Consider the following 24,710-nt stretch of genomic DNA (forward strand, 5'->3'; position numbering starts at 1 on the left):
AACCAAAAAGCCCCCGCAGCTGTCTGCGGAGGCTTGCATTTTTATTTGGCGTGGGCGCCCAGATAGGCTTTGCGGACCGCCTCGTTGGCCAGCAGTTCCTTGCCGGTGCCCTTCAGGGTGATGCGGCCGGTCTCCATCACATAGCCCACATCCGCGATCTGCAGGGCCATGTTGGCGTTCTGCTCGATGAGCAGCACGGTGACCCCCTTGCGGTTGATCTCCTTGATGATCTCAAAAATGCCCTTGACCACCAGCGGCGCCAGGCCCAGGGAGGGCTCGTCCATCATGATCAGCTTGGGGCGGGCCATCAGGGCGCGGCCCACCGCCAGCATCTGCTGTTCGCCGCCCGACAGGGTGCCCGCCGCCTGCCAGGAACGCTCTTTCAAACGAGGGAACAGCTCATAGATCCACTCCAGGTCCCCTTCCAGTCTGTCTTTGCGCAGGTAGGCGCCGATCTTCAGGTTTTCCAGCACGGTCAGGTCGGGGAACACGTGCCGCCCTTCGGGCACCAGCGTCAGGCCTTTCGAGACGATCTGGTCGGGAGGCAGGCCGGTCAGGTCCTCGCCCTGGAAATGCACCCGGCCGCTCTTTGCCTTGACCAGCCCCGAGATGGAGCGCAGGGTGGTGGATTTGCCCGCGCCGTTGGCCCCGATCAGGGTCACGATCTGGCCCTCCTCCACCTTGAAGGAGATCCCCTTGACGGCCTCGATGCCGCCGTAGCTCACATATAAATCGTCAATCCTCAGCATCGTCGGCCACCCCCAGATACGCGTCGATGACGCGCTGATCGCTGCTGATCTGCTCGGGCGTACCCTGGGCGATCAGCTTGCCAAAGTCCAGCACATAGATCTTGTCCGAGATCTGCATCACCAGATCCATATGGTGTTCGATCATCAGGACGGTCAGATGGTACTTGTCCCGGATCTGACGGATGAAGTCGGTCAGTTCCTGGGTCTCCTGGGGGTTCATGCCCGCAGCCGGCTCATCCAGCAGCAGCAGTTTGGGCTGGGTGGCCAGGGCCCGGGCGATCTCCAGCCGGCGCTGCAGGCCGTAGGGCAGGCTGGACGCCGTCTCGTCCTTCAGATGGGCCAGCCCCTGCTCCTCCAGCAGGGCCATGGCCTCGGCCCGCATCCGGGCCTCCTCCCTGGCGTTCAGCCGGAAGGTGGCGGACAGGAAGTTCTGTTTGGCCCGCATATGCTTTGCGATCAGGACATTCTCAAAAACGGTCAGGGCCCCGAACAGCCGGATGTTCTGGAAGGTGCGCGCAATGCCCCGGTGGGTGATCCGGTCGGGTGTGGGGTTGAGCCTGTGGGTGTATTTGCCCTTGTTCTGGCCCAGATAGGCCTTGTCCATCTTGCCCTGGGGGTAGTTCTCCACCAGAGGCTGGCCGCAGAAATCGATCTTGCCGTTGGTGGGCTCATACACGCCGGTGATACAGTTGAACGCGGTGGTCTTGCCGGCGCCGTTGGGGCCGATGAGGGCCACGATCTGGCCCTCATCCACATCCATCGAGAGGTTGTTCATGGCCACCACGCCGCCGAACTGCATGGTCACGTTCTCCACATGGAGGATATTCTTGCGCTCGCTCATTTGCCAGCCTCCTTCCCTTTGGCCCGGGCAGCCCGGCGCTTCCAGCTGCGCATCACAGCCGGCAGCTCACGGTCCCCCATGATGCCCCGCCGGAAGAACAGCACCACGATCATGATGATGACCGAGAACACTACCATCCGGAAACCGTTGCGCAGCAGAGGCAGCTGCAGCGACCGGCTGATGACGAAGTAGACCAGCCAGCCCAGCAGCAGCAGGGCTACGATCCACACCGGCAGTTCCTGGGTCAGGGTATGGCCCTCCTTTTTGCGGATGGCGCGGATGGCCAGCACCGCCGCCAGGATGACCGCCGCCGCAAACACCGCGATGAAGGCGATCCGTCCGGGGGATGCCGGCGCGGCGAACACCTGCTCGGAATCCAGAAAGCGGAGCCACCACTCGCTGCACGCCACATACAGGAAGGTGGCGATCACCGAGCCGGACACCGAGCCGATGCCGCCGATCACCACGATGAGCAGCAGCTCATAGGTCATGGTGGAGGTGAACACCTTGGCCTGGGCGTTGGCGGCATACATGGCGAACAGCGCGCCGCCTACCCCCGCAAAGAAGGAGGAGATGCAGAAGGACAGCATCTTGTGCCGGGCCAGGTTGATGCCCATGGCCTCGGCGGCCACCTCGTCCTCCCGGATGGCCTTGAAGGCGCGCCCATAGGAGGAATTGATCAGCAGCACGATGATGCCGATGCAGACCGCCGCCACCAGCATGGGCACAAAGGCGGACAGGCGCAGCACCACCTGGCCCGAGGCGTTTTCGATGTTGAAATCCGAAAAGGTGGGGAAACTCTTGAGCATATTGGCGCCGTTGGTGATGGGGCCCAGGGGCTGCCACTGGAACACCGCGCGCAGGATCTCGGCAAAGCCCAGGGTGGCGATGGCCAGATAGTCGCTCTTGAGGCGCAGCACCGGCAGGCCGATCAGGTAGGCAAAGACGGCGGCCACCAGGCCCGCCAGCACGATGCCCACCAGCACCCCCAGCACCATGCTGACGGCGCCGCCCACTCCGGTGGTGCCGAACAGCAGCCCGAAGGTGTCCTGCAGGGAGAACTTGACCGCCGACCCGCCGAACAGGTAGTAGACGGTGTCTTTCTGGTCCACGGGGACGGTGAGGATGGCGTAGGTATAGGCCCCCAGCAGCATAAAGCCTGCCTGGCCCAGGCTGAACAGGCCGGTGAAGCCGTTCAAAAGGTTCATGGATACCACCACCAGGGAGTAGACCGCCCCTTTCTTCAGGACGGTGAACAGCTGGCTGGTGGGCAGCAGCACCCGGGGCGCGCCGGGCACCAGGGCGGTGATGTTCTCCAGCAGGATGATCAGGGCCAGAAAGGCCGCCACCCCCGCCAGAGCGCCCCAGCTGACCGCAGTTTTCTTTTTCATGGGGGCCTCCTTATACTTTGTCGGTCGCCTTTTCACCGAACAGGCCGGTCGGCTTGAAGACGAGGATCACGATGAGCAGCGCGAAGGTGATGGCATCCGAAAAGACGGTGAACTGGGTGCTCTTGACCAGATTTTCGCAGATGCCGATGAGGAACGCGCCGATGACGGCCCCCGGGATGGAGCCAATGCCCCCGAACACTGCCGCCACAAAGGCTTTCAGGCCCGGCATGGCGCCGGCGGTGGGGGTGATGGAGGGATAGTTGGTGAAGTAGAGCATCGAGCCCACCGCCGCCAGGGCCGACCCGATGATGAAGGTGGCCGAGATGACCTGGTTGATCTTGATGCCCATCAGCTCGCTGGTCTCAAAATCCTTGGCCACCGCCCGCATGGCCATGCCCACTTTGGTGCGGTCGATCAGCTGGGTCAGGATCAGCACCAGGGCCAGCACCAGGAAGGGGGTCAGCAGCACCGCCCACCGGGTGGGGGTGCCCGCAATGGTGATGGTGTCGGACAAAAACGGGATGGTGGGATAGCTCATGGGCTGGCCGCCGGTGACATAGGTGGCGGTATTTTGCAGCAGGTAGCTGACGCCGATGGCCGAGATCATCACCGACATACGAGGGGCGGTGCGCAGGGGCTTGTAAGCCACCCGCTCGATGACGAAGCCCAAAGCCACCGTCAGCACCAGCACCAGGGGCAGGGCCAGATACAGAGGCATCCATGTGGCCAGATACACCCCTGCCAGGCCCGCCACCATAAAGACGTCGCCGTGGGCAAAGTTGATCAGCCGCAGGATCCCATACACCATGGTATAGCCGATGGCGATCAGGGCGTACTGGCCGCCCACCGCTATGCCGGACAACAGGATCGAGATAAAGTATTCCATAAGGTTGCATCCTCCGGGGGCAGTGGTGCAAATGGATTGGCGGGGGCCGCTGGGCTCCCGCCAAACCTTGCATACCTGTGTGGTTGGGTGTTACTGGGCCACGGTCTGCTGGGTCTCCAGCTCCCATGCGCCGTCGTTGGTGGAGTGCTTGATGTAGGCGGTGTCGCGGATGGCGTCGCCCACCTCGTCAAAGGCGATGTGGCCGGACACGCCGTCGTACGTGACGCCGGGCAGGGCCGCCTTGACCGCTGCGGGATCGGTGCTGCCGGCGGCCTTCAGGGCCTCCAGAGCCACATAATAGGCATCGTAGCCCATGGCGGTGACCGCCGCGATGGTGTCGTTGCCGCCGTTGTTGGTCATGGCTTCGGCGTTCTCGTTGATGTAAGCCTTGATGCCCTCATCGAAAGCCGCGTTGCCGCCCTCCTGATAGAAGGTGGAGACATACAGCTGGATATCGGTGCCCTCGGCAGCCGCCAGCACCATGTTGTCATCCAGGGTATCCGAGCCCAGGAAGGGGGCTTCGATGCCCAGGGCCGCAGCCTGCTGGATGATCTGGGTAGAGTAGGCGATGGACACGGGGGTGAAGATGACGTCGGCACCCTCGTTCTTGGCCTGGTTCAGGTAGGTGCTGAAGTCGGAGTTGTTGGTGGGGAAAGACGCGGTGACCACCGTGCCGCCCGCGGCCTCAAAGGCCTGGGTGAAGTAGGCGATCAGGCCCTGGTCGTACTCGTTGCCGGTCTCGCCCAGGCAGTAGGCCACTTTGGCGTCAAACTTGTCCTTGGCAAAGTTGGCCAGCACCGTGCCCTGGAAGGGGTCCAGGAAACAGATGCGGAAGTAGTAGTCGTTGCCTGCGGTGACGTTGGGGTTGGTGCAGGTGACGCCCACGGCGGCCAGGCCCGCGTCGTCAAACACGGGGCCGCCCGCGATCGAAACGCCCGAACCATAGCTGCCCAGCACCAGGGACACGCCCTGGCTGACCAGCTCGGCGGCGGCGGAAGGGGCCTTGTCGGTGGAAGAACCGTTGTCGGCGTAGACCAGCTCGACCTGGTAGGTCTCGCCGCCGATCTCAACGGTGGGGGTCTCAGCGTTGGCGTACTGCATGCCCAGCATCTCTTTTTTGCCGCCCGAGGCAGAGTCGCCGGTGGAGGGCTCAAAGACGCCGATCTTGACCACCTTGTCCCCCGAAGCGGTGCTGCCTGCGGCCGTGCTGCCGGCAGTCGCGGTCGTGGACGAGGAGCCGCAGCCCCCCAGCATGGCGGCGCACAGAGCGGCCGCCGAGGCCAGCGCTACAAAGCGTTTGGATTTCATAATGTTTCCTCCCTCTTGTCTGGCGCCGCTGCCCGTACAGACCCGCAGCGGCGCTTTTGCGTGTTCCCGGCAGAGCCGGTGTCCGTATCAAGAATACAGGTGTTCTTGCTGCGATATCACTATTATAAACATCCTGTGAAAAAAAGCAAGTGCAAATATCCACAGAATATGCATCCCATCCGATGGGATTTCTGAGTAAAACAGGCAAAACCTGTGCGCAAAAGACCGACTTTTACACAAAAGTGTATTTTCAGCAAGGACACACAGCAGCAAAAAAGAGGCCCGGCCCCTTTTTGCGGGGGCCAGACCTCTCTGTCTGCGTGATTTTATTTTACACGTTTTGACCAAAAATGCAAGCCCATTTTTGAATGATTGAAAGTTTTTCAGTTTTGTGTCCTCACTTGCGAAAGATATGCACCCATGCGCACTCCTCTGGACAACCGCAGCGCAAGGGGTTATACTTCAATCATATAAAGATAAAAAGGAGTAAAATACATGATACGCCCAGCAACGCCCGATGATATACAAAATATATCGAATATTTATGCATCCATACACAGCGAGGAGGAGGCCGGGCGCACCACCACCGGCTGGGTGCGCGGGATCTACCCCACCCCGGATACCGCCCGGGACGCCCTGGCCCGCGGGGAGCTGTTCGTGGCGGAGGAAAGCGGCGCCGTGGTGGGAGCGGCCATCCTCAACCAGCGGCAGGTGGACGTGTATGCCGGGGCGCCCTGGCGCTGGCAGGCCCCCGACAGCCAGGTGATGGTGCTGCACACGCTGGTGATCGACCCTGCCGCCAAGGGCCGCGGCTATGGCCGGGCCTTCGTGGCCTATTACGAGGCCTGGGCCAGAGCCCACAGCTGCACCTGCCTGCGAATGGACACCAATGCCCGCAACCTGCCCGCCCGGGCCTTGTACCGCCGCCTGGGCTATACCGAAGCGGCCATCGTCCCCTGCACCTTCAACGGGCTGGAGGGGGTACAGCTGGTCCTGCTGGAAAAGCACCTGTGAACGCCAAAAGGCCCCGCCTTCCCTAGCGAAGGGCGGGGCCTTTTCGTTCAGTTTTACGCTGGCATGCCGGCTCAGTACAGCTTGGCGCCGGCGGGGATGCGGTCATCCACCAGCAGCAGGTGCAGGCGCTCTGCGCCCTGCTCGTGGTAGACCGCCGAGATCAGCATCCCGCAGGAATCGATGCCCATCATCTTGCGGGGCGGCAGGTTGGTGATGGCGATGGCCGTCCTGCCCACCAGCTGCTCAGGCTCATAATAGGCGTGGATACCGCTGAGGATGGTGCGGTCGGTCCCCGAACCGTCGTCCAGGGTGAATTGCAGCAGCTTTTTGCTCTTGGGCACTGCGCTGCAGGCCTTGATCTTGACGGCGCGGAAGTCGGACTTGGAGAAGGTCTCGAAGTCCACCATATCCTCAAACAGGGGCTCGATCTCCACCTTGGACCAGTCGATGGTCTGGACCAGAGGGGTGGGGATGGCCTCCTGCACCGGGGCGGGCTCGGCAGCCTGCTGGGGCTGCTCCTTTGCCTCGGAGGCCTGTTCGGCCTGCTTGGGGGCGTCCAGCGGCTTCATGGTGGGGAACAGCAGCACGTCCCGGATGGAAGCCGAGTCGGTCAGCAGCATCACCAGACGGTCAACGCCAAAGCCCAGGCCGCCCGTGGGGGGCAGGCCGTACTCCAGAGCGTTGATGTAGTCGTAGTCCACCTGGGCCTTGCAGCCGGGCTCCAGGGCCTTGCGCTCGGCCACCTGGCGCTCGAACCGCTCCTTCTGGTCGATGGGATCGTTCAGCTCGCTGAAGGCGTTGCCGTACTCGGTGCAGTCGATGAAATACTCGAACCGCTCGGTGAAGGCGGGGTCGTCGGGCTTGCGCTTGGCCAGGGGGCTGATCTCCACCGGATAGTCATAGATGAAGGTAGGCTGGATCAGCTTATCCTCCACAAAGGCGTCAAAAAATTCCGCCAGGATGGAGCCGCGGGTGGGCACCTCGGGCAGGTCCACATTGTGGGCCTTGGCGGCGGCGATGGCGTCGGCGTCGGTCTTCCAGTCGTGGTAGTCCACCCCGGAATACTTCTTGACCGCATCCACCATGGTCAGCCGCTCCCAGTGGCCCATATCGATCTGGTTGCCCTGGTAGCTGATCACCAGGCTGCCGCAGATCTTCTGGGCCAGCCGCTTATACAGCTCCTCCACCAGGTCCATCATCCCGTGATAGTCGGTGAAGGCCTGGTACAGCTCGATGGAGGTGAACTCGGGGTTGTGCTTGGGGTCCATCCCCTCGTTGCGGAAGATGCGGCCCACTTCGTACACCCGGTCCATGCCGCCCACCACCAGCCGCTTGAGGTACAGCTCAGTCTCGATGCGCAGCACCATATCCATATTCAGGGTGTTGTGATGGGTGATGAAGGGCCGTGCCGACGCGCCGATCTCAAAGGGGGTCAGGATGGGGGTATCCACTTCCAGGAATCCCTTCTCGTCCAGATAGGCCCGGATCTCCTTCAAAATCAGGCTGCGCTTGGTGAAGGTGTCCTTCACATCGGGGTTGGCGATCAGGTCCACATAGCGCTGACGGTACCGCATCTCGGTGTCGGTCAGGCCGTGGAACTTCTCGGGCAGGGGGCGCAGGCTCTTGGCCAGCAGGGTCAGCTCGGTGACCCGGACGCTCAGCTCACCGGTCTTGGTGCGGAACACCTCGCCCCGCACCCCGATGATGTCGCCCAGGTCCAGCTTTTTGAAGGCGGCGTAGGACTCGTCCCCCAGCTCGTCCCGGCGGACGTACAGCTGGATGTCCCCCTTGGCATCCCGCAGGTGGGCAAAGCTGGCCTTGCCCATCACCCGCTTGGACATCATCCGGCCGGCCAAAGCAACGGTGCGGCCGGCGTCGGTCTCGTTGGGCAGGGCGGCATACTCCTCCTTCAGGTCGGCCGAATAGGCGTCCTGCGGGAACTTGGTGAGGGCAAAGGGGTCGCAGCCGGCGGCCCGCAGGTCAGCCAGCTTCTGGCGGCGCACCTGCACCTGCTCGCTCTCGGCCAAAGCCCCCGTGTTTGTCTTGATCTCTTCCATTCCTACCTCCTGCGCCCGTCTCAGCCCTTGCTGTGGGTGATGGCCAGCACCTTGTACATCACGGTGTGGCCGGCCGGCAGCAGCACTTCGGCCTGCTCGCCCACGGCCTTGCCCAGCAGGGCGTGGCCCACGGGGCTCTCATCGCTGATCTTGCCGTTGAAGGGGTCCGCCTCGGTGCGGCCCACGATGTCGTACTCCTCGGGGTCCTCGTCCTCCATCTGGATGGTGACGTGGGTGCCCACCGAGACGGTGTCCACGCTCAGCTCGCTTTCGTCGATCACGCGGACGTTCTTGATCATCTGCTCCAGCTCGGTGATGCGGTTCTCCACCAGACCCTGGGTGTTCTTGGCTTCGTCGTACTCGCTGTTCTCGGACAGGTCGCCGTGGCTGCGGGCTTCCTTGATCTCCTCCGCCAGCTCCTTGCGGCGCACCGTCTTGAGGTATTCCAGTTCCTCCTGCACAGCCTTGAGGCCGGCAGCGGACATTACGATTTCCTGTGCCATGGATCGTATCTCTCCTTATCGTTCAATTATGCGGCCAAACGCCGCTTGCAGAGCTTGCTCCATCGGGGCGCGGGCCATGCCGCCCGCACTCTATGGGCGTATCCGAACGCTCCCAACCCCTGTCCCCTTTTGCCCAAGCGGCAGATCCGCGGCGCTCCGGCGCCCTGCACCTGCGCTTTCCCGGCAAAAGATCCAGCATTGTGGGCTTTCCGATACGCACTAACTCCTCTATTATAATAGCAACCTTCGGGGATGTCAACCAAAACACCGCGCAGCCAGGCGAAAAAGGACCCCGCCGGCAGAGGGAGATTCCGGCAGGGTCCATAAGCTGGTGTCTTATTCTGTTTGCCGCGCAGCCGCGCCCGCAGGCCCCCTCAGGCCCGGCCGCCGTCCGATTCAGTCGTCGGCGCTCTCGTCCAGGTTGCCCAGTTTGCGTGCGGCTTCCACCACAGCGGGCACCAGGTTCTCAGGCAGCACCTCGTACCGCACGAACTCCTGTTCGAACCAGCCCCGGCCCTGGGTCGCCTGCCGGATGAAGGTAGTGAAGGTGGTCAGTTCGGCCAGCGGCACTTCGGCAATGATGGTCTGCAGGCCGTCCTCATCCGGCTCCATGCCCAGCACACGGCCGCGGCGCTTGGTCACATCGCCCATCACGTCGCCGGTGTTGTCCCCGGGCACATGGGCGCGGACGGTGTAGATGGGCTCCAGGATCACCGGGCCCGCCTCGGGCATGGCCGCCTTGTAAGCCAGCTTGGCCGCCATGATAAAGGCCATTTCGGAGGAGTCCACCGGGTGATAGCTGCCGTCCAGCAGGGTGGCCTTCAGGCCCACCATGGGATAGCCCGCCAGGATGCCCTTTTCAGCTGCCAGACGGACGCCCTTTTCCACCGCGGGGAAGAAGTTCTTGGGCACCGATCCGCCAAAGACGTTCTCCTCAAACTGGATGTCATCCCCCTGGCAGGGCTCGAATTTGATGATGACGTCGCCGAACTGGCCGTGGCCGCCGGTCTGCTTCTTGTGGCGGCCCTGCTTCTGCACCGGCTTGCGGATGGACTCACGGTAAGCGATGCGGGGCGCTTCCAGGCCCACTTCCACACCGAACTTGTTCTTCAGTTTGGCCTTCACCACATCCAGGTGCTGCTCACCCAGGCCGCCGATGATCTGCTGATGGATCTCGGCGTTGTTCTCATAGCTCAGGGTGGGATCTTCTTCCATCAGGCGGGCCAGGGCGCTGCTGATCTTGCCCTCGTCGCCCTTCTTGGCCACCGTCACCGCCATAAAGAAGCTGGGTTTGGGGAAGACCGGCGCCTCCAGCTTGACCACCCGGGCAGGGTCGCACAGGGTGTCGCCGGTGCGGGCGCTGACCATCTTGGCCACCGCGCCGATATCGCCTGCGCCGATCTCATCGGCGTCCGACTGCTTCTTGCCGCAGATGAACAGGGGCTTGCCCAGTTTTTCGGTGTCGCCGGTGCGGGCGTTCACCAGGCTGATGCCTGCGGTCACCCGGCCGCTGATCACACGCAGATAGCTCAGTTTGCCCACAAAGGGGTCTGCCACGGTCTTGAACACATAGGCTGCGGTGGGCTCGGCCGCATCGCAGTGGAGGTCCACCACATCGCCGTCGGCGTTCTCGGCAGGGATGGCCTCGGCATGGGCCGGGCTGGGCAGCAGCTTGTCCATATTGAACAACAGCATATCCAGCGCCTGCAGGTTCACGGCACTGCCGCAGAATACGGGGGTGATCAGGCCGTCCTTGACGCCCTTGCGCATCCCTTCCACGATCTCCTCGGTGGTAAAGGGCTCGCCGCCGAAGAACTTTTCCATCAGCTCATCGTCGGTCTCGGCGATGGCTTCGCTCATGGCCTCGATCAGGCCCTGGAACCGGTGGCCGATATCGGGCAGGTCCACCTGGATCTGCTTGCCGGCCTCATACTTGAAGGCCTTCTGGCTGAACAGGTTGATGTAGACCGGGGTGCCGTCGTCCAGACGGGCGGGCACCACGCAGGGGCAGATGCTGGAACCGAACTTGATCTTCATATCCTCCAGGATCTGGAAGTAGTTGGAATGCTCCAGGTCCGACTTGGACACGAACACCATGGTGGCCTTGTGGTTCTTGCGGGCCAGCTGGAATGCCTTCTCGGCGCCCACCGTGACGCCGCTGCGGCCCGACACGCAGACCAGCACGCTCTCGGCGGCGCGGATGCCCTCGTACTCCCCTGCCTCAAAGTCAAACAGGCCCGGCGCATCGATCAGGTTGTATTTGATGCCGCCGTACTCCACCGGCACCACCGACGCAGACAGGCTGGCCTTGCGCTTGGCCTCCTCGGGGTCGAAGTCGGAGATGGTGGTCCCGTCTTCCACGCGGCCCATCCGCTCGGAAGCGCCCGAAAAATAGACCAGTGCCTCGGCCAGCGTCGTCTTGCCGCTGCCGGCATGGCCTGCAATCAAGATGTTGCGGATATTGTTGCTTGCGTATTTCATAAAACGGTCTCCCTCATTTCCGCCCGGCGGAACATTTCTCCGCTTTTGTGGCATATTTTACAAAGATAATAACACATTTTTGCAGCGTTTTAAATGTTTTGTTCCGTTTTTGCCCCGCCAAACTTCCCGGCCAGGTTTTGTGCACTTTGTCAGCAGGGGCGGCGCGCATTGTGTTTTTCACGCTGTTACGGTATAATATCCTTGCACCATCCCCCGCCCCGCCGGGGGCCGGGGTGCGTCCGAACAGACAGGTCGCCGTTTTGCGCGGCCGGACAAAGGTTTTTAGAAAGGAGGGCCGGGGCACAAACCGCACCTGCCCCGTACCATATGAAACGCAAGGATTACATCAACTGGGACGAATACTTCATGGGCATCGCCATCCTCTCCTCGATGCGCTCCAAAGACCCCAACAGCCAGGTGGGGGCCTGCATCGTCAGCCCCGAAAACAAGATCCTGTCCCTGGGCTACAACGGGATGCCCATTGGCTGCGATGACGACCTGATGCCCTGGGACCGGGAGGGCCAGCCCCTGGACACCAAATATATGTACGTCTGCCACGCCGAACTGAATGCCATCCTCAACAGCGCCCACAACAACCTCAAGGGGGCCCGCATCTACGTCACCCTTTTCCCCTGCAACGAATGCGCCAAGGCCATCATCCAGTCGGGCATCGCCGAGATCGTCTATTACGGGGACAAGTACCACGACAGCGACTCCAGCGTGGCGGCCCGCTTCATGCTGCAAAAGGCCGGCGTCAAGCTGACCCGCTATACACCCAGCGGCCGCACGGTGTGCTTCACCCTCTGAGCCGCTCTTGACACCGGGGCGGCGCGCCGCTATAATGATTGCATATTTATGCAACCTCATTTCGATGCACGCGTAATATATGCAGAAAGGGGAATTTCCTATGGATTTCAAAGGCCGCAGTTTTCTGAAGCTGCTGGATTACACCCCCGCCGAGATCGGCGCTTTGCTGGAGCTGGCCGCCAGTCTCAAGGCCAAAAAGAAGGCCGGCGTCCCCCACGACGGGCTGCGGGGCAAAAACATCGCCCTCATTTTCGAAAAGACGTCCACCCGCACCCGGTGCAGCTTTGAGGTCGCCGCCCACGATCTGGGGATGCAGGTGACCTATCTGGACCCCGCCAGCAGCCAGATCGGCAAAAAGGAGTCCATCGCGGACACCGCCCGGGTGCTGGGCCGGATGTTCGACGGCATCGAGTACCGGGGCTATGGCCAGGAGATCGTGGAGGAGCTGGCCCGCTGCGCCGGGGTCCCGGTGTGGAACGGCCTGACCAATGAGTTCCATCCCACCCAGATCCTGGCCGACTTCCTCACCATCCAGGAGCACTTCGGCCACCTGGCGGGGATCCGCTTCGTCTATTTCGGGGATGCCCGCTACAACATGGGCAACAGCCTGATGGTGGGCTGCGCCAAGATGGGGCTCCACTTCACCGCCTGCGCCCCCAAGAAATACTGGCCCGATCCCGCCCTGGTGGCCCAGTGCGAGGCCATCGCCGCCCAGACCGGGGCCACCCTCCGCTTTGAGGAGGACCCCGCAGCCGCCGCCCGGGGCGCCCAGGTGCTCTACACCGATGTGTGGGTCTCGATGGGCGAGCCGGTGGAGGTCTGGGCCCAGCGGATCGAGGATCTGGCTCCCTACCAGATCAACGCCCGGCTGATGGAGATCGCCGGGCCCCAGGCGGTGTTCATGCACTGTCTGCCCGCTTTCCACGACCACAAGACCACCGTGGGCCGTGAGATGGGCCAGCGGTTTGGCCGGGACGCCATGGAAGTGACCGACGACGTATTCGAAGGCCACCAGAGCATCGTCTTTGACGAGGCCGAGAACCGGATGCACACCATCAAAGCGGTGATGGCCGCGACCCTGGGCTACACCGGCGCATAAAACAAGGGCCGCAGCTTCCGGCTGCGGCCCTCTTGTGCGGCGTTTTCAGTTGTGGTGCAGCAGGCCCGCGTCCGCCAGGCGGCGGCGCAGCAGGCTGCCCGCGGCCGAGGCCAGAGCCACCTTGGCCAGGTCGAAGGGGATGAAGGGCACCACGCACACCCCCAGCGCATAGGGCAGGGTGCAGCCCATCTGGACGATGAACCAGGCGGTGCCAAAGGCGTAGCTCACGGCCACACCTGCCGCCAGACCCAGCCCCGACAGCACAGGCCGGCCCCCGGTGCGCTCCACGGCCCAGCCGCCCACCAGGGCCATGGCCAGATAGCCGATCAGGTAGCCGCCGGTGGGTCCGAACAGCACAGCGGCTCCTGCGCCATACCCGGCGAACACCGGCATCCCCACGGCGCCCAGCAGCAGGTAGACCGCCACGCTGGCGGCGGCCAGGCGGGCGCCCAGCAGCCAGGCAGCCAGGCCCACCACCAGGTTGGCCATAGCGATGGGGATGGGCCCGATGGGCACCGACACCGGCCCCAGCACACACATGACAGCCGCCATCAGGGCGGCAATGGTCAGCTGAGCGGCGCTCGGTTGTTTCCCGGTCAGACGTTTCATAGGCAAGGCCTCCTTTTCAGGTATGCTTCTTTCATTCCTGCGTCCCAGTATAAAAGCTGCGGGCGCCAAAGTCAACTGCTTCAGGGAGGGATGATGTATGGGCGGCGGCAAGATGACCCGTCCCGACTTTGGGCTGGGACAGCCCGATCCGGGGCACCCCATGACCGAATTTTATACATTGCTGCTGGAAGGGCTGTCCGGCGCCGAGACGTTCGGACTGCCGGGGCTGTACGCCCGGTTTGACCCGCCGGCCTGGCCCATCGACCCCGAGGAGGCCCGGGACTGGGTCAGCCTGTCCCCCACGCCCCGGGAAGGGTTTGTCCGGCTGCTGGACCCCGGGCGGCTGCGGGTGCTGTACGCCGAACTGCGCTGCACCCCTGCCGGGGTGCCCTCGGCCCTGATGCTCACCCAGGAGGGATCGCGCTCCACCTGCGGGGTGCGACTGCTTCCCCCTTTCCTCTGGCCTTCGGATGAGGCGGCCCCGCCCTGGCCCGACTGTTCGATGGCCCTCACCCTGGCTCTCGGCCCTGACGCCCCCGGCCTGGCCGACGCCAGCCCCCGGACCCTGGCCCGGCGCCTGATCGACCAGACCCACGGCAAAACCTGGGTCAGCCACCCGCTGCTGGACCGCTGGGTCCAGGCCCAGGCCGCCCGCTGGCAGAAACTGTGGCGCTGAATCCCGGCGCACCTCCCGCCCCCGTACAGGGAGCGGGTTTTTCTGTATCCGGCTCAGCCCGAGGCCTCCCGCAGCATCCGCTCCATCTCGATGGCGGCCACGCTCAGCGGGCGGGTCTTGTCCTTCACCAGACTGATATACCGCTGGGGCGGCGGGTCGGCCAGCTCCAGCTGGATCACTTCCTGTTTGGCCAGGGCCTCCCGGGCAAAGTCCTCGGGCACAAAGCCCAGCCCCAGCCCATACCGCACCAGCGGCAGGATCTGGTCGGTGGTGGCCGTCTGGACGTCGGGGCGCAGCTCGGCCTCATGTTCGGCAAACAGCTGGGCGTAAAACCCGTAGGTGGAGCTGTCCGGCCCCAGGCCGATCAGGGGCAGACGGGCCAGCTGTACATAGGTAAGAGGGCTATCCAGCAGGTATGCATAGTCCGGGCCGGCCACCAGCACATCCCGGAAGGGGCGCAGCCGGCGTTCCGACAGGGGCGGCGCCACCTCCCCGCAGGAGGTACACACCACCGCCAGTTCCACCAGGCCCGAGCGCAAAGCCCCAATGGCCTGGGGGGTGGAATGGTTGGTGATCTGCAGGCGCACCCCCGGATACCGGCGCTTGAAATCCCGCAGCACCGGCAGCAGCAGCCCGTGCAGGGCCGTCTCACTGGCGCCGATGGCCACCTGGCCGCTGTGCAGGCTGCGGCGGCTGGACAGTTCGTATTCGGCGGCCTGCATCTGCTCCTGCATGATCTTCACATGGGCGAACAGCCGCTCCCCTTCCGGGGTCAGGGCCACCCCGCGGTGGCTGCGCTCGAACAGACGGCAGCCCAGTTCCTGCTCCAGCAGGTTGATGGTCCGGGTGACGTTGGGCTGACTGCCATGCAGCGCCGCTGCGGCATGGGTGAAGCTGCTGTATTTGGCCACATAATAGAAAATGCGGTAATAGTCGTAGGGCACCGGCACAGGGCGCGCCTCCTTTCATTTCAAATCCATATGGTTTGCATATAAAACATATATTTTACTTATGCCGTACAAAAAAGTATACTATCTTTCGGCATAAATTACAACAAGCGCTCTGCGGCAACTGTAAGGAGGAATCACCCGTGAACAAAGATCTCACCGTGGGCAAGCCTTCCACCGTCCTGTGGAAATTCTGCCTGCCCATGTTCGGCAGCATCGTATTCCAGCAGCTGTACAACATCGCCGACAGCCTGGTGGCAGGCAAATTCGTGGGCGAGGCGGCCCTGGCCGCCGTGGGCAACAGCTATGAGATCACCCTGATCTTCATCGCCTTCGCCTTTGGGTGCAACATCGGCTGTTCGGTGATCGTGTCCCGGTTTTTCGGGGCCCGGCAGTACGAGGACATGAAGACCGCCGTCACCACCTCCCTCATCGGCTGTGCGGTGCTCACGGCCCTTCTGATGGCGGTGGGCCTGACGGGATGCGACGCGCTGCTGCGCCTGATCAACACCCCCGCCGAGATCATGGCGGACTCGGCTTTGTACCTGGACATCTATATCCTGGGCCTTCCCTTCATGTTCTTCTACAACGTAGCCACCGGCATCTTCTCGGCCCTGGGCGACAGCAAGACCCCCTTCCTGTTCCTGGCGGCCTCCTCCATCAGCAACATCTTCATGGATATCTTCTTTGTCACCACCTTCCAGATGGGGGTGGCCGGCGTGGCCTGGGCCACCTTCCTGTGCCAGGGGGTCAGCTGTGTGCTGGCCCTGTGGGCGGTGGCGCGCCGGATGAAGGGCATCTCCACCCAGAGCCGCCCCGCCCTGTTCTCCTGGGGGATGCTGGGCAAGATCGCCGTCATCGCGGTCCCCAGCATTTTGCAGCAGAGCTTCATCTCGGTGGGCAACATCGTCATCCAGAGCGTGGTCAACAGCTTCGGGGCCAGCGTCATCGCAGGCTACTCCGCCTCCGTCAAGCTGAACAACCTGGTCATCACCTCGTTCACCACCCTGGCCAACGGCATCTCCAACTACACCAGCCAGAACCTGGGCGCAGGCAAGCCCGAGCGGATGCGCCAGGGCTACGCCGCCGGCATCAAGCTGGTGTGGGCCCTGTGCGTCCCCCTGGCCGCGGCCTACTTCTTTGGCGGCCGGCAGCTGCTGTACCTGTTCATGGACCAGCCCACCAGCACCGCCATCGACACCGGCATCCTCTTTCTGCGGGTGGTGGCGCCCTTCTACTTCCTGGTGTCGGTCAAGCTGGTATCCGACGGCGTACTGCGGGGCTGCGCGCTGATGGTCCAGTTCATGATCTCCACCTTTGCAGACCTCATTCTGCGGGTGGTGCTGGCCGTGACGCTGTCCGCCACCGCCCTGGGCTCCGACGGCATCTGGCTGTCCTGGCCCATCGGCTGGGCCGTGGGCACCGCCCTGTCCCTCACCTTCTGCCTCAAGGCCATCGGCCGGGCCAAAAACGCCGCCGCACAGCCCCTGCTGGAGGCGGCAGGCCCCGTTTCGGGCGCCCTGGCAGAGGAGGAAGCCTGACCGCAGATCCCCTGGCAGAGGTCCTCCTCGGAAGGAAACTTATAGGTGAAATTTGTTAAAGTTCACAATAAAAAACTCTCATGCATGAAGAATGTATGTCTGGTTTGTGAATTGAATTGGTGATAGCAGTTTATTATACTATAACAAAGCAAGGGAGCTTCAATGGGAGAAGGGGCTCCCTTGCTCTTATCATTTCAGTCGATGTAAGAAGCAAGCAAGAAAGAAGGATATGAGAATGAAAAAGAGCATTTCCCGCCGTCAGTTCCTGGCTGTTGTGGGCGCTGCTGCCGCAGTGGGCGCACTGAGCGCCTGCGGTTCCTCGTCCAGCTCCACAGGCACTGCTGCATCTACCGCCACTTCGGGCGCAGCTTCTGGCTCCGCTTCGGGCGACACCATCAAGGTGGGCCTGCTGGCTCCCCTGACCGGCGATGTGTCGGTGTACGGCATTGCCGTGGCCAACGGCGCCAACCTGTACATCAAGCAGATCAATGAAGCCGGCGGCATCAACGGCAAGCAGGTGGAAGTGGTCCAGATGGACGAGCAGGGCGACGCCACCCAGGCGGTCAACTGCTTCACCCAGATGGTGGACCAGGGCATCACCGCTCTGATCGGCGACGTCACCACCACCCCCACCCTGGCTGTCGTGGCTGCCACCCAGGATTACAATATGCCTATGGTCACCGCCTCCGCCACCGCCGAGGCCGTCACCTACGACGCCGAGACCGACACGGTCTATTCCAACGTGTTCCGCACCACCTTCACCGACCCCTTCCAGGGCGTCAAGATGGGCGATTACGCCACCGATAAGCTGGGCTACACCCGCGCAGCCGTCATCTACCAGATCGGCGCCGACTACAACGAGGGCCTGGCTACCAACTTTGAGGCCGAATTCGCTGCCAACGGCGGTGAGATCGTGGCCTCCGAGACCTACTCTGCAGGCGACGTGGACTTCCGCACCCAGCTGACCACCATCCTGGCAGCCAACCCCGAAGTGGTCTACTGCCCCAACTACTACGAGGATGTGGGCCAGATCCTGGCCCAGGCCGAAAGCGTCGGCCTGACCGTCCCCTTCCTGGGCGGCGATGGCTGGGACGGCGTCACCCAGTACGCCACTGCGGACCAGCTGGCGGACTGCTACTTCTGCGCCAACTACGCCACCGGCTCCAACCCCGACTTTGAGAGCGCATACGAGGCCGAGTACGGCGAGAGCTACCCCAACGGCTTTGCGCCCCTGGGCTACGATGCTGCCATGACCGTCTGCTACGGCCTGCAGGCCGCTGAGGAAGCCGGCCTGGAGCCCGCCTCGGACGAGTACAAGCAGGCTGTCATCGATGGCATCAAGGGCGGCGAGATCGAGGGCGTCACCGGCACCTTCACCTTCGACGACCACAACGACCCCGTCAAGACCGCCGCCATCCTGTCCTTCGAGAACGGCGAGGCCGTCTTCGTGGAGCAGTATTAAGCGCCGGCCCCTGGCCTGCCCCTCCGCCGGGGCGGCCTGCACCCTGGTGGTGTGCGTTTTGGCAGGGCGTATCTGAAAAGGCCCGGGCGCTGTCCCGCTTTGCCGGGAAAGCAAACGGTCCGGCCTGTTTTGGATCCTCCCTGGTGTTTTTATTGCGGAATACTGCGGAGCAATAAAAAACGGATAGTGCGGAGACCGCTCGGACATTGGCTCAGATGCTCGGATGGTCTCCGCCTTTTATTGCACCGGCAGTGCCGATGTCAAAAAGAAAGGAACTGCTACCATGACAGTGTTTTTTAGCCAGCTGATCAACGGCCTTTCGCTGGGCAGCATCTATGCGCTGATCGCACTGGGCTACAGCATGGTGTACGGCATCATCCTGCTGCTGAACTTTGCCCATGGCGATATCATCATGGTGGGCGCGTATATGTCCTGGTTCGTCATGAACCAGCTGGGCCTCGGTCCCGTGACCGCTGTCTGCGCCTCCATCATCACCTGTACTCTGCTGGGCGTGGTGATCGAAAAGATCGCCTACACGCCTTTGCGCAATGCGCCCCGCCTGTCTTTGCTGATCACCGCCATCGGCGTGTCCTTCTTCCTGGAGTACACCGCCGAGCTGATCCTGGGCTCGGGCGCTAAGGTGATCCCCTCCTATTTCCCCAACCAGGTGTTCCAGATCGGCACCGTCAACATCAGCCTGACCACCATCCTGACGCTGGTGGTGACGGTGGTGTCCATGATCGTGCTGAGCGCCCTGGTGCAGCAGACCAAGCTGGGCAAGGCTATGCGGGCCGTCTCGGAGGACATGGACGCCGCCCGCCTGATGGGCGTCAACGTCAACAGCACCATCTCCTTCACCTTTGCGGTGGGCTCCGCCCTGGCGGGCATCGGCTCGGTGCTGTACTGCTGCAGCTATCCCCAGGCCACCCCCACCATGGGTTCCATGCTGGGCCTGAAAGCCTTTGTGGCCGCGGTGCTGGGCGGCATCGGTTCCATCCCCGGGGCCATGATCGGCGGCATCGCCATCGGCCTGTGCGAAAGCTTCGTCTCCGCCATCGGCCTGTCGGCCTGGCGGGATGCCGTCACCTTTGCGATCCTGATCATCGTGCTGCTGGTCAAACCCACCGGCCTGCTGGGCCGCAAGGTGCAGGAAAAGGTTTAAGGGGGTATCCACTGTGAGCAAAGCAAAAGCAAAATACCGCGCGCTGAAAATGCCGGTGCGCTACATCATCAACACCGTGCTGGTGGTGCTGGTGTTCCTGGGTTTGCAGCTGGTCAGCCAGAATATGCTCAGCACCTACCAGAACCAGGTGCTGCTGCTGGTGGGCATCAACGTCATCCTGGCCGTCTCGCTCAACGTGGCCACCGGCTATCTGGGGCAGCTGCCCCTGGGCCACGCCGGCTTTATGGCGGTGGGCGCCTACACCTGCGCCCTGTTCACCAAATACAGCACCCTGCCTGAGCCGGTGGCCTTTGCGGCGGGCCTGGCCCTGGGCGCCGCCATGGCCTGTGTGTTCGGCATCCTGATCGGCATCCCGGCCCTGCGTCTGAGCGGCGACTACCTGGCCATCCTGACGCTGGGCTTTGGCGAGATCATCCGCATCACCCTCAACAACATCGACAACGTCCTTGGCTTTTCGCTCTTTTACGGCGCCAAGGGCCTCAAGAACATCCCCAAGTATTCCGACCTGCTGTCGGTGTTCCTGTGCGTGGTGCTCACCTGCTTTTTCATCCACACCATGCTCAAGAGCCGCCACGGCCGCGCCGTGCTGGCCATCCGCGACAACGAGATCGCAGCCGAGAGCTGCGGCATCCAGACCACCTATTACAAGGTGATGGCGTTCTCCTTCTCGGCGGCCTTTGCCGGCCTGGCCGGCGGTCTGTACGCCTGCTACATCGGCGTGCTGGACCCCGCCAACTTCGACTTTATGAAGTCCATCGAGATCCTGGTCATGGTGGTGCTGGGCGGCATGGGCTCGATGCTGGGTTCCATCCTGTCCGCCACCGTGCTGACCATCCTGCCCGAGGCCCTGCGCAGCTTTGCGGATTACCGCATGGTGCTGTATTCGGTGGTGCTGATCTTCATGATGATCTTCCGTCCGGGCGGACTGCTGGGCAGCTACGATTTCTCCCTCAGCCGCCTGATCAGCAAGGCTCTCAGTTTCAGCGGGCGCAGCGCCAAGGAGGAAACACCCCATGAGTGAATTTAAAACCAGCCTGCACAGCATTCCGTCGGGCGGCTTTCTGACCGACCGCGACAAGGACAAACGCCCCGTGCTGGATGTGCGGGGCCTGGGCATCGACTTCGGCGGCCTGACCGCTGTGGACGACTTCAACCTGATGATCGGCCGCAACGAGATCACCGGCCTGATCGGCCCCAACGGCGCGGGCAAGACCACCGTCTTCAACCTTCTGACCAACGTCTACCAGCCCAGCCGGGGTTCCATCCTGCTGGACGGTGTGCCCACCGCCGGCAAAAAGACCTTCCAGGTCAACCGGATGGGCGTGGCCCGCACCTTCCAGAACATCCGCCTGTTCAAGGATCTGACCGTCATCGACAACGTCAAGGTGGGCCTGCACCAGTCGATGAACTACCGTCTGCCCGAGGCCCTGCTGCGCCTGCCCAGCTACTGGAAGCAGGAGAAAAAGACCACCGACGAGGCCATCGAGCTGTTGAACATCTTCCATATGTCCGACCTGGCCGGCAAGCAGGCGGGCAGCCTGCCCTACGGCGCCCAGCGCCGGCTGGAGATCATCCGGGCCCTGGCCACCCGTCCCAAGCTGCTGCTGCTGGACGAGCCGGCCGCCGGCATGAATCCCTCCGAGACCGCCGAGCTGATGGAAGTCATCCGCCGCATCCGAGATGAGTTCGACATTGCCATCCTGCTGATCGAGCACGACATGAACCTGGTCATGGGCATCTGCGAGGGCATTGCGGTGCTGAACTTCGGCCGGGTCATCGCCAAGGGCACCCCCGACGAGATCCGCAGCAATCCCCAGGTCATCGAGGCTTACCTGGGCAAGAAGGAGGGCTGAGCAATGGCACAGACAATGCTGAACGTGGAGGGCATCAACGTCTATTACGGCGCCATCCACGCCATCAAGGATATCTCCTTCCACGTTGACGAAGGGGAGATCGTCACCCTGATCGGCGCCAACGGCGCAGGCAAGTCCACCAACCTCAAGACCATCTCGGGGCTGCTGCATCCCAAGGCCGGCACCATCACCTACAAGGGCCAGAACATCACCGGGATGCGCGCCCACAAGATCGTGCAGGCCGGCCTGGCCCAGGTGCCCGAAGGACGCCACGTCTTTCTGCACATGACGGTGGAAGAAAATCTGGAGATGGGCGGCTACACCCAGGAGCGCAGCTCCATCGCGCCCAATATGGAGAAGGTGTTCACCCTGTTCCCCCGCCTGAAGGAGCGCCGCCGCCAGATGGCCGGCACCCTGTCCGGCGGCGAGCAGCAGATGCTGGCCATGGGCCGCGCCCTGATGAGCAACGCCTCCATGCTGATGCTGGACGAGCCTTCCATGGGCCTGTCCCCCCTGCTGGTGCAGGAGATCTTCGACATCATCCAGGACGTCCATAAGCAGGGCATGACCATCCTGCTGGTGGAGCAGAACGCCCAGATGGCCCTGTCCATCGCCGACCGGGCCTATGTGCTGGAGACCGGCCGCATCGTGATGGAGGGCACCGGCTCCGAGCTTCTGACCAACGAAAAGGTCCGCACCGCCTACCTGGGCGGCTGACCCTTCCCCGCGTCATCCCGCGCGGGCGCATCCTTCCCCTTGCTTGCACTGCAAATACAGCAAAAGCTCCCGCCCTTGTGGGCAGGAGCTTTTTTGCGCATCTTGTTGTCAGTGGGCGGGGGTGAAATCGCCGGGGGACACCCACCCGCCCTGGTCCAGCACCTGGCGCATGATCTGCACCACGCCCTGGTCCCAATGGGGCGGCGCCAGGAAGGCCACCCGGGCCCGCAGGTCCTGGCTTCCGTTGGTCATCAAAAAGCCGTATTTGGCGGTGCACAGCATTTCGGCGTCGTTGTAGGTATCTCCAAAGGCCATCAGGTTGGCGCCCGTCAGCCCCAGGCTGCGGCCCAGGGCCCGCAGGGCAGCGCCCTTGTCCACGCCCCGGTTCATGATGTCCACCCAGTTGGGACCGGCCACCGCCACCGAGAACCGCTGTCCGAACAGCCTGCCGTAGTGCTTGTCGTACGCTGCCTGGGAGTCCCCTCTGGGCAGGTAGATGGTGTATTTGTCGGCGGGCACATCCAGGACGGTCAGGTCGTCCACATAGGCCACACGGGTATAGAATTGGGAGAACACCCGGGCGTACTGCTGGTACTGCCGCTCCACATAGGCGGTGTCCAGCCCGCACAGCACCCCGATGTCCCCTGCTTCCCGGGTGGCGGCGGCCATCTCCCGGTAATCCGCTCCGGGCATCCGGGACTGGAAGATATCCCGGCCCCGCCAGCGGATCACCCCGCCGTTGTCCCCGATCAGGGCGATATGGCCCCGCAGGTCGGGGAACATATCCTCCAGGGTATAGAGGGGGCGGCCGCTGGCCGCGGCAAAATAGACGCCCTCCTGCTCCAGTTCCAGCACCAGCCGGGCAAAATCCTGGGGCAGGCGCCCGTTTTCGTCCAGCAGGGTGTAATCCATATCCGATGCGATGAGGCCGATGTGATCCCGCTCCATAGCATATACCTCTTTTGCGCTCAGCCCATATAGCTGATGTTCAGATCGACGCCGCTGCTGCTGACGCCGCTCAGCTTGCCGGTGCAGCTGCCCTGCCACATATCGCAGTCGATGCTGGGGGCACTGACGCCGTAGTGTGCGTTCCAGATCCGGTAGCCCTGCAAAGCGGACAGCTCCAGATGGTTCTGGAACCAGCTGGTGGAGGCATAGACGCCCGGCTCATAGCCGTACTTTTTCAGCTCCTCGCAGAAGGCCACCGCGCAGGCGGTGCGCTCTGCCTTGGAAAGGTTGTCGGCCCGGCCGGTATGAGAGGATGTACTGTACTCGCTGTCAAAATAAACGGGATAATCCAGGCTGCGGCCATTGAGCACATAGGCGCAGGCAAAGGCTTCTTCCCGGGCCTCGTCCTCATTGATGGCCTGGCTGAAGATGTAGACGCCCACCTTCAGGCCCGCCGCCTTGGCCCCGGCAAAGTGGTTTTCAAACATCGAATCCAGCACCAGCGCGCCGCTGCCATAGCCGCGGTAGCCGATGCGGATGATGGCAAAGGAAGCGCCCGCGTCCTTGACCTTATTCCAGTCCACATTCTGCTGGTAGCGGGACACGTCGATGCCAAAGGTCACGTTGTCCTGGCGGACGCCGTCGGCGTCAAAGTAATAGATCTTGTCGTCGATGGTCTGCAGGCCGGTGAGGGGCTGATGGGTGGCGGCGTCGTAGTAATAGGTCTTGCCGCCCTCGGTGTGCCAGCCTGTATAGGCCGGAGCTTCCCGCTGGGGGAACAGCCAGCCAAACAGCCAGTCGAACAGCCAGGTCAGGCAGTTTTCCTCGTCCCAGTCGATGCTCTGGTTCTCCAGCATGGCGCTGAACTGGTCGGGGGTCAGGGTGATGGACCCGTTGGCGTCGGGAGTGATCGCCTCATACCGGGCGGCCAGAGGGTCCTCGGCGGCCAGTTCGGGGGTCATCTGCTGCCAGACCGCATCGCCCATCCCGTTTTCCTCATCCAGACCGGCCTGGGGCAGGGCCGCAGGCATCTCGGTCGGGGCCGCAGGCTGCGGGGCTTCCGGCTGGGCCGGCTGTTCCGGGACAGGGGTCTCGGCCTGCTCCGCTGCGGGCTGTTCCGTCCCGGCTGCGGGCTGCTGGACCGGAGCCTCGGTCTGGGCCGGGGCTTCCGGCTGCTCCTGCTGCTCCGTCTGCTCCTGGGCGGGGTCTGCCTCGGGGAGGGGCTGCAGGACCGACTGCTTTGCCGCCAGGGCGGGGAATTTTTCTTCTTCCCGATCCACCACTCCCGGCTCCACCAGAAGGGCCGTCTGGGGTTCAAAAACAGCGGCCGCATAGCCTGCGGCGCCGGTGACCGTGAGGGTCAGAGCGATGACCGCCGCTGCCACGCATTGTCCCACGTCGCGGCTCCTTCCTGCTTTTTTTGAAAACAAGGTCGAAATCTTCCGTTTCATTCCGTCTCGCTCAGCCTCCATACATCCAGATTTGTTTTAAGTATACACCAGAATGCGCTCTGCCGTCAATCTTTCCGACAGAATGCGCTGGGGTATTTCTTGCCCCGGCAGCCCTGGCGCGCAGGCAGTCTGCCGGTCACTGTGTACAACACGCTTTACCGGGCAGAATCATTGCACCCAATCGGGT

The 24,710-nt window shown here is 63.0% G+C and carries 22 protein-coding genes; 10 read left to right on the forward strand and 12 right to left on the reverse strand.

Annotation, left to right across the window (positions count from 1 at the left end; translation table 11 throughout):
- Positions 1-41: 41 nt before the first annotated feature.
- The 5 genes from B5E66_RS09845 to B5E66_RS09865 all read right to left on the reverse strand — a co-directional run bounded on the left by B5E66_RS09845 (position 42) and on the right by B5E66_RS09865 (position 5,175).
- On the reverse strand, positions 42-749 hold the full coding sequence (locus B5E66_RS09845; protein WP_087232242.1) for an ABC transporter ATP-binding protein: 708 nt from the start codon (positions 747-749) through the stop codon (positions 42-44).
- A complete protein-coding gene (locus B5E66_RS09850; protein WP_087232245.1) occupies positions 736-1,590 on the reverse strand; it encodes an ABC transporter ATP-binding protein in 855 nt (284 codons plus the stop codon). Before B5E66_RS09850 ends, B5E66_RS09845 begins: the two co-directional genes overlap by 14 nt.
- Positions 1,587-2,981 carry a branched-chain amino acid ABC transporter permease gene (locus B5E66_RS09855; RefSeq protein WP_087232248.1) on the reverse strand — a complete coding sequence of 465 codons (1,395 nt, stop codon included), beginning with the start codon at positions 2,979-2,981 and terminating at the stop codon, positions 1,587-1,589. The genes B5E66_RS09850 and B5E66_RS09855 overlap by 4 nt, the downstream gene beginning before the upstream one ends.
- Positions 2,982-2,991: 10 nt before the next feature.
- Positions 2,992-3,867 carry a branched-chain amino acid ABC transporter permease gene (locus B5E66_RS09860; protein WP_087232251.1) on the reverse strand — a complete coding sequence of 292 codons (876 nt, stop codon included), beginning with the start codon at positions 3,865-3,867 and terminating at the stop codon, positions 2,992-2,994.
- A 90-nt stretch (positions 3,868-3,957) separates the two neighbouring features.
- A complete protein-coding gene (locus B5E66_RS09865) occupies positions 3,958-5,175 on the reverse strand; it encodes an ABC transporter substrate-binding protein (protein ID WP_087232254.1) in 1,218 nt (405 codons plus the stop codon).
- A 495-nt stretch (positions 5,176-5,670) separates the two neighbouring features.
- Here B5E66_RS09865 and B5E66_RS09870 point away from each other — a divergent pair, with 495 nt between their 5' ends.
- Positions 5,671-6,189 carry a GNAT family N-acetyltransferase gene (locus tag B5E66_RS09870; RefSeq protein WP_087232257.1) on the forward strand — a complete coding sequence of 173 codons (519 nt, stop codon included), beginning with the start codon at positions 5,671-5,673 and terminating at the stop codon, positions 6,187-6,189.
- 71 nt (positions 6,190-6,260) lie between these two features.
- On the opposite strand, the gene lysS is transcribed toward B5E66_RS09870, so the two are convergent.
- From lysS to B5E66_RS09885, 3 genes are all read right to left on the reverse strand, one after another.
- Positions 6,261-8,246, reverse strand: coding sequence for a lysine--tRNA ligase (gene lysS, locus B5E66_RS09875; RefSeq protein WP_087232260.1), 1,986 nt, complete (start codon positions 8,244-8,246; stop codon positions 6,261-6,263).
- A 20-nt stretch (positions 8,247-8,266) separates the two neighbouring features.
- The gene (gene greA, locus B5E66_RS09880; RefSeq protein WP_087232264.1) at positions 8,267-8,749 is read right to left on the reverse strand and encodes a transcription elongation factor GreA; all 483 of its coding nucleotides are present in this window, start codon (positions 8,747-8,749) and stop codon (positions 8,267-8,269) included.
- A gap of 396 nt (positions 8,750-9,145) precedes the next feature.
- Positions 9,146-11,230: an elongation factor G gene (locus tag B5E66_RS09885; protein ID WP_087232267.1), complete on the reverse strand. Its 2,085-nt coding sequence runs from the start codon at positions 11,228-11,230 to the stop codon at positions 9,146-9,148.
- 327 nt (positions 11,231-11,557) lie between these two features.
- Between B5E66_RS09885 and B5E66_RS09890 the strand changes: the two genes are divergently transcribed.
- Together B5E66_RS09890 and argF are read left to right on the forward strand one after the other, a co-directional pair.
- Positions 11,558-12,037 (forward strand): deoxycytidylate deaminase, encoded by a 480-nt coding sequence (locus tag B5E66_RS09890; protein WP_087232270.1) that lies wholly within the window; start codon positions 11,558-11,560, stop codon positions 12,035-12,037.
- A 100-nt stretch (positions 12,038-12,137) separates the two neighbouring features.
- On the forward strand, positions 12,138-13,136 hold the full coding sequence (gene argF, locus B5E66_RS09895) for an ornithine carbamoyltransferase (protein ID WP_087232273.1): 999 nt from the start codon (positions 12,138-12,140) through the stop codon (positions 13,134-13,136).
- Between the two features lie 45 nt (positions 13,137-13,181).
- Here argF and B5E66_RS09900 read toward each other — a convergent pair whose 3' ends face one another.
- Positions 13,182-13,745 carry a biotin transporter BioY gene (locus B5E66_RS09900; protein WP_242958148.1) on the reverse strand — a complete coding sequence of 188 codons (564 nt, stop codon included), beginning with the start codon at positions 13,743-13,745 and terminating at the stop codon, positions 13,182-13,184.
- Positions 13,746-13,842: 97 nt separating this feature from the next.
- Here B5E66_RS09900 and B5E66_RS09905 point away from each other — a divergent pair, with 97 nt between their 5' ends.
- Positions 13,843-14,421, forward strand: coding sequence for a hypothetical protein (locus B5E66_RS09905; protein ID WP_087232276.1), 579 nt, complete (start codon positions 13,843-13,845; stop codon positions 14,419-14,421).
- A gap of 53 nt (positions 14,422-14,474) precedes the next feature.
- Here B5E66_RS09905 and B5E66_RS09910 read toward each other — a convergent pair whose 3' ends face one another.
- Positions 14,475-15,371 (reverse strand): LysR family transcriptional regulator, encoded by an 897-nt coding sequence (locus tag B5E66_RS09910; protein WP_087232279.1) that lies wholly within the window; start codon positions 15,369-15,371, stop codon positions 14,475-14,477.
- Positions 15,372-15,511: 140 nt separating this feature from the next.
- Here B5E66_RS09910 and B5E66_RS09915 point away from each other — a divergent pair, with 140 nt between their 5' ends.
- The 6 genes from B5E66_RS09915 to B5E66_RS09940 all read left to right on the forward strand — a co-directional run bounded on the left by B5E66_RS09915 (position 15,512) and on the right by B5E66_RS09940 (position 22,124).
- A complete protein-coding gene (locus tag B5E66_RS09915; RefSeq protein WP_087232282.1) occupies positions 15,512-16,909 on the forward strand; it encodes an MATE family efflux transporter in 1,398 nt (465 codons plus the stop codon).
- 235 nt (positions 16,910-17,144) lie between these two features.
- Complete coding sequence (locus B5E66_RS09920; RefSeq protein ID WP_087232285.1) at positions 17,145-18,371, forward strand: ABC transporter substrate-binding protein; 1,227 nt, start codon at positions 17,145-17,147, stop codon at positions 18,369-18,371.
- 283 nt (positions 18,372-18,654) lie between these two features.
- Positions 18,655-19,533, forward strand: a complete 879-nt coding sequence (locus B5E66_RS09925) for a branched-chain amino acid ABC transporter permease (RefSeq protein ID WP_087232288.1) — start codon at positions 18,655-18,657, stop codon at positions 19,531-19,533.
- 49 nt (positions 19,534-19,582) lie between these two features.
- Complete coding sequence (locus B5E66_RS09930) at positions 19,583-20,575, forward strand: branched-chain amino acid ABC transporter permease (protein WP_087232332.1); 993 nt, start codon at positions 19,583-19,585, stop codon at positions 20,573-20,575.
- Positions 20,568-21,407 carry an ABC transporter ATP-binding protein gene (locus B5E66_RS09935; RefSeq protein ID WP_087232291.1) on the forward strand — a complete coding sequence of 280 codons (840 nt, stop codon included), beginning with the start codon at positions 20,568-20,570 and terminating at the stop codon, positions 21,405-21,407. The genes B5E66_RS09930 and B5E66_RS09935 overlap by 8 nt, the downstream gene beginning before the upstream one ends.
- Before the next feature lie 15 nt (positions 21,408-21,422).
- Positions 21,423-22,124, forward strand: a complete 702-nt coding sequence (locus B5E66_RS09940; RefSeq protein ID WP_342395001.1) for an ABC transporter ATP-binding protein — start codon at positions 21,423-21,425, stop codon at positions 22,122-22,124.
- Between the two features lie 108 nt (positions 22,125-22,232).
- Here the strand turns inward: B5E66_RS09940 and B5E66_RS09945 are convergent, their stop codons facing one another.
- Entirely contained in the window at positions 22,233-23,072 is an 840-nt protein-coding gene (locus B5E66_RS09945; protein WP_087232297.1) for an HAD family hydrolase, read from the reverse strand.
- 20 nt (positions 23,073-23,092) lie between these two features.
- Positions 23,093-24,469, reverse strand: a complete 1,377-nt coding sequence (locus B5E66_RS09950; protein WP_242958149.1) for a GH25 family lysozyme — start codon at positions 24,467-24,469, stop codon at positions 23,093-23,095.
- Positions 24,470-24,710: the final 241 nt, after the last annotated feature.

The sequence above is a fragment of the Faecalibacterium sp. An121 genome (genome assembly GCF_002160915.1).
GTDB classification, from domain to species: domain Bacteria; phylum Bacillota; class Clostridia; order Oscillospirales; family Ruminococcaceae; genus Faecalibacterium; species Faecalibacterium avium.

Excerpts from the sequence above, each read along its gene's own strand:
- B5E66_RS09845 (WP_087232242.1), bottom strand. The coding sequence starts at position 749 with ATGCTGAGGATTGACGATTTATATGTGAGCTACGGCGGCATCGAGGCC.
- B5E66_RS09850 (WP_087232245.1), bottom strand. The coding sequence starts at position 1,590 with ATGAGCGAGCGCAAGAATATCCTCCATGTGGAGAACGTGACCATGCAG.
- B5E66_RS09855 (WP_087232248.1), bottom strand. The coding sequence starts at position 2,981 with ATGAAAAAGAAAACTGCGGTCAGCTGGGGCGCTCTGGCGGGGGTGGCG.
- B5E66_RS09860 (WP_087232251.1), bottom strand. The coding sequence starts at position 3,867 with ATGGAATACTTTATCTCGATCCTGTTGTCCGGCATAGCGGTGGGCGGC.
- B5E66_RS09865 (WP_087232254.1), bottom strand. The coding sequence starts at position 5,175 with ATGAAATCCAAACGCTTTGTAGCGCTGGCCTCGGCGGCCGCTCTGTGC.
- B5E66_RS09870 (WP_087232257.1), top strand. The coding sequence starts at position 5,671 with ATGATACGCCCAGCAACGCCCGATGATATACAAAATATATCGAATATT.
- lysS (WP_087232260.1), bottom strand. The coding sequence starts at position 8,246 with ATGGAAGAGATCAAGACAAACACGGGGGCTTTGGCCGAGAGCGAGCAG.
- greA (WP_087232264.1), bottom strand. The coding sequence starts at position 8,749 with ATGGCACAGGAAATCGTAATGTCCGCTGCCGGCCTCAAGGCTGTGCAG.
- B5E66_RS09885 (WP_087232267.1), bottom strand. The coding sequence starts at position 11,230 with ATGAAATACGCAAGCAACAATATCCGCAACATCTTGATTGCAGGCCAT.
- B5E66_RS09890 (WP_087232270.1), top strand. The coding sequence starts at position 11,558 with ATGAAACGCAAGGATTACATCAACTGGGACGAATACTTCATGGGCATC.
- argF (WP_087232273.1), top strand. The coding sequence starts at position 12,138 with ATGGATTTCAAAGGCCGCAGTTTTCTGAAGCTGCTGGATTACACCCCC.
- B5E66_RS09900 (WP_242958148.1), bottom strand. The coding sequence starts at position 13,745 with ATGAAACGTCTGACCGGGAAACAACCGAGCGCCGCTCAGCTGACCATT.
- B5E66_RS09905 (WP_087232276.1), top strand. The coding sequence starts at position 13,843 with ATGGGCGGCGGCAAGATGACCCGTCCCGACTTTGGGCTGGGACAGCCC.
- B5E66_RS09920 (WP_087232285.1), top strand. The coding sequence starts at position 17,145 with ATGAAAAAGAGCATTTCCCGCCGTCAGTTCCTGGCTGTTGTGGGCGCT.
- B5E66_RS09925 (WP_087232288.1), top strand. The coding sequence starts at position 18,655 with ATGACAGTGTTTTTTAGCCAGCTGATCAACGGCCTTTCGCTGGGCAGC.
- B5E66_RS09930 (WP_087232332.1), top strand. The coding sequence starts at position 19,583 with ATGCCGGTGCGCTACATCATCAACACCGTGCTGGTGGTGCTGGTGTTC.
- B5E66_RS09935 (WP_087232291.1), top strand. The coding sequence starts at position 20,568 with ATGAGTGAATTTAAAACCAGCCTGCACAGCATTCCGTCGGGCGGCTTT.
- B5E66_RS09940 (WP_342395001.1), top strand. The coding sequence starts at position 21,423 with ATGCTGAACGTGGAGGGCATCAACGTCTATTACGGCGCCATCCACGCC.
- B5E66_RS09945 (WP_087232297.1), bottom strand. The coding sequence starts at position 23,072 with ATGGAGCGGGATCACATCGGCCTCATCGCATCGGATATGGATTACACC.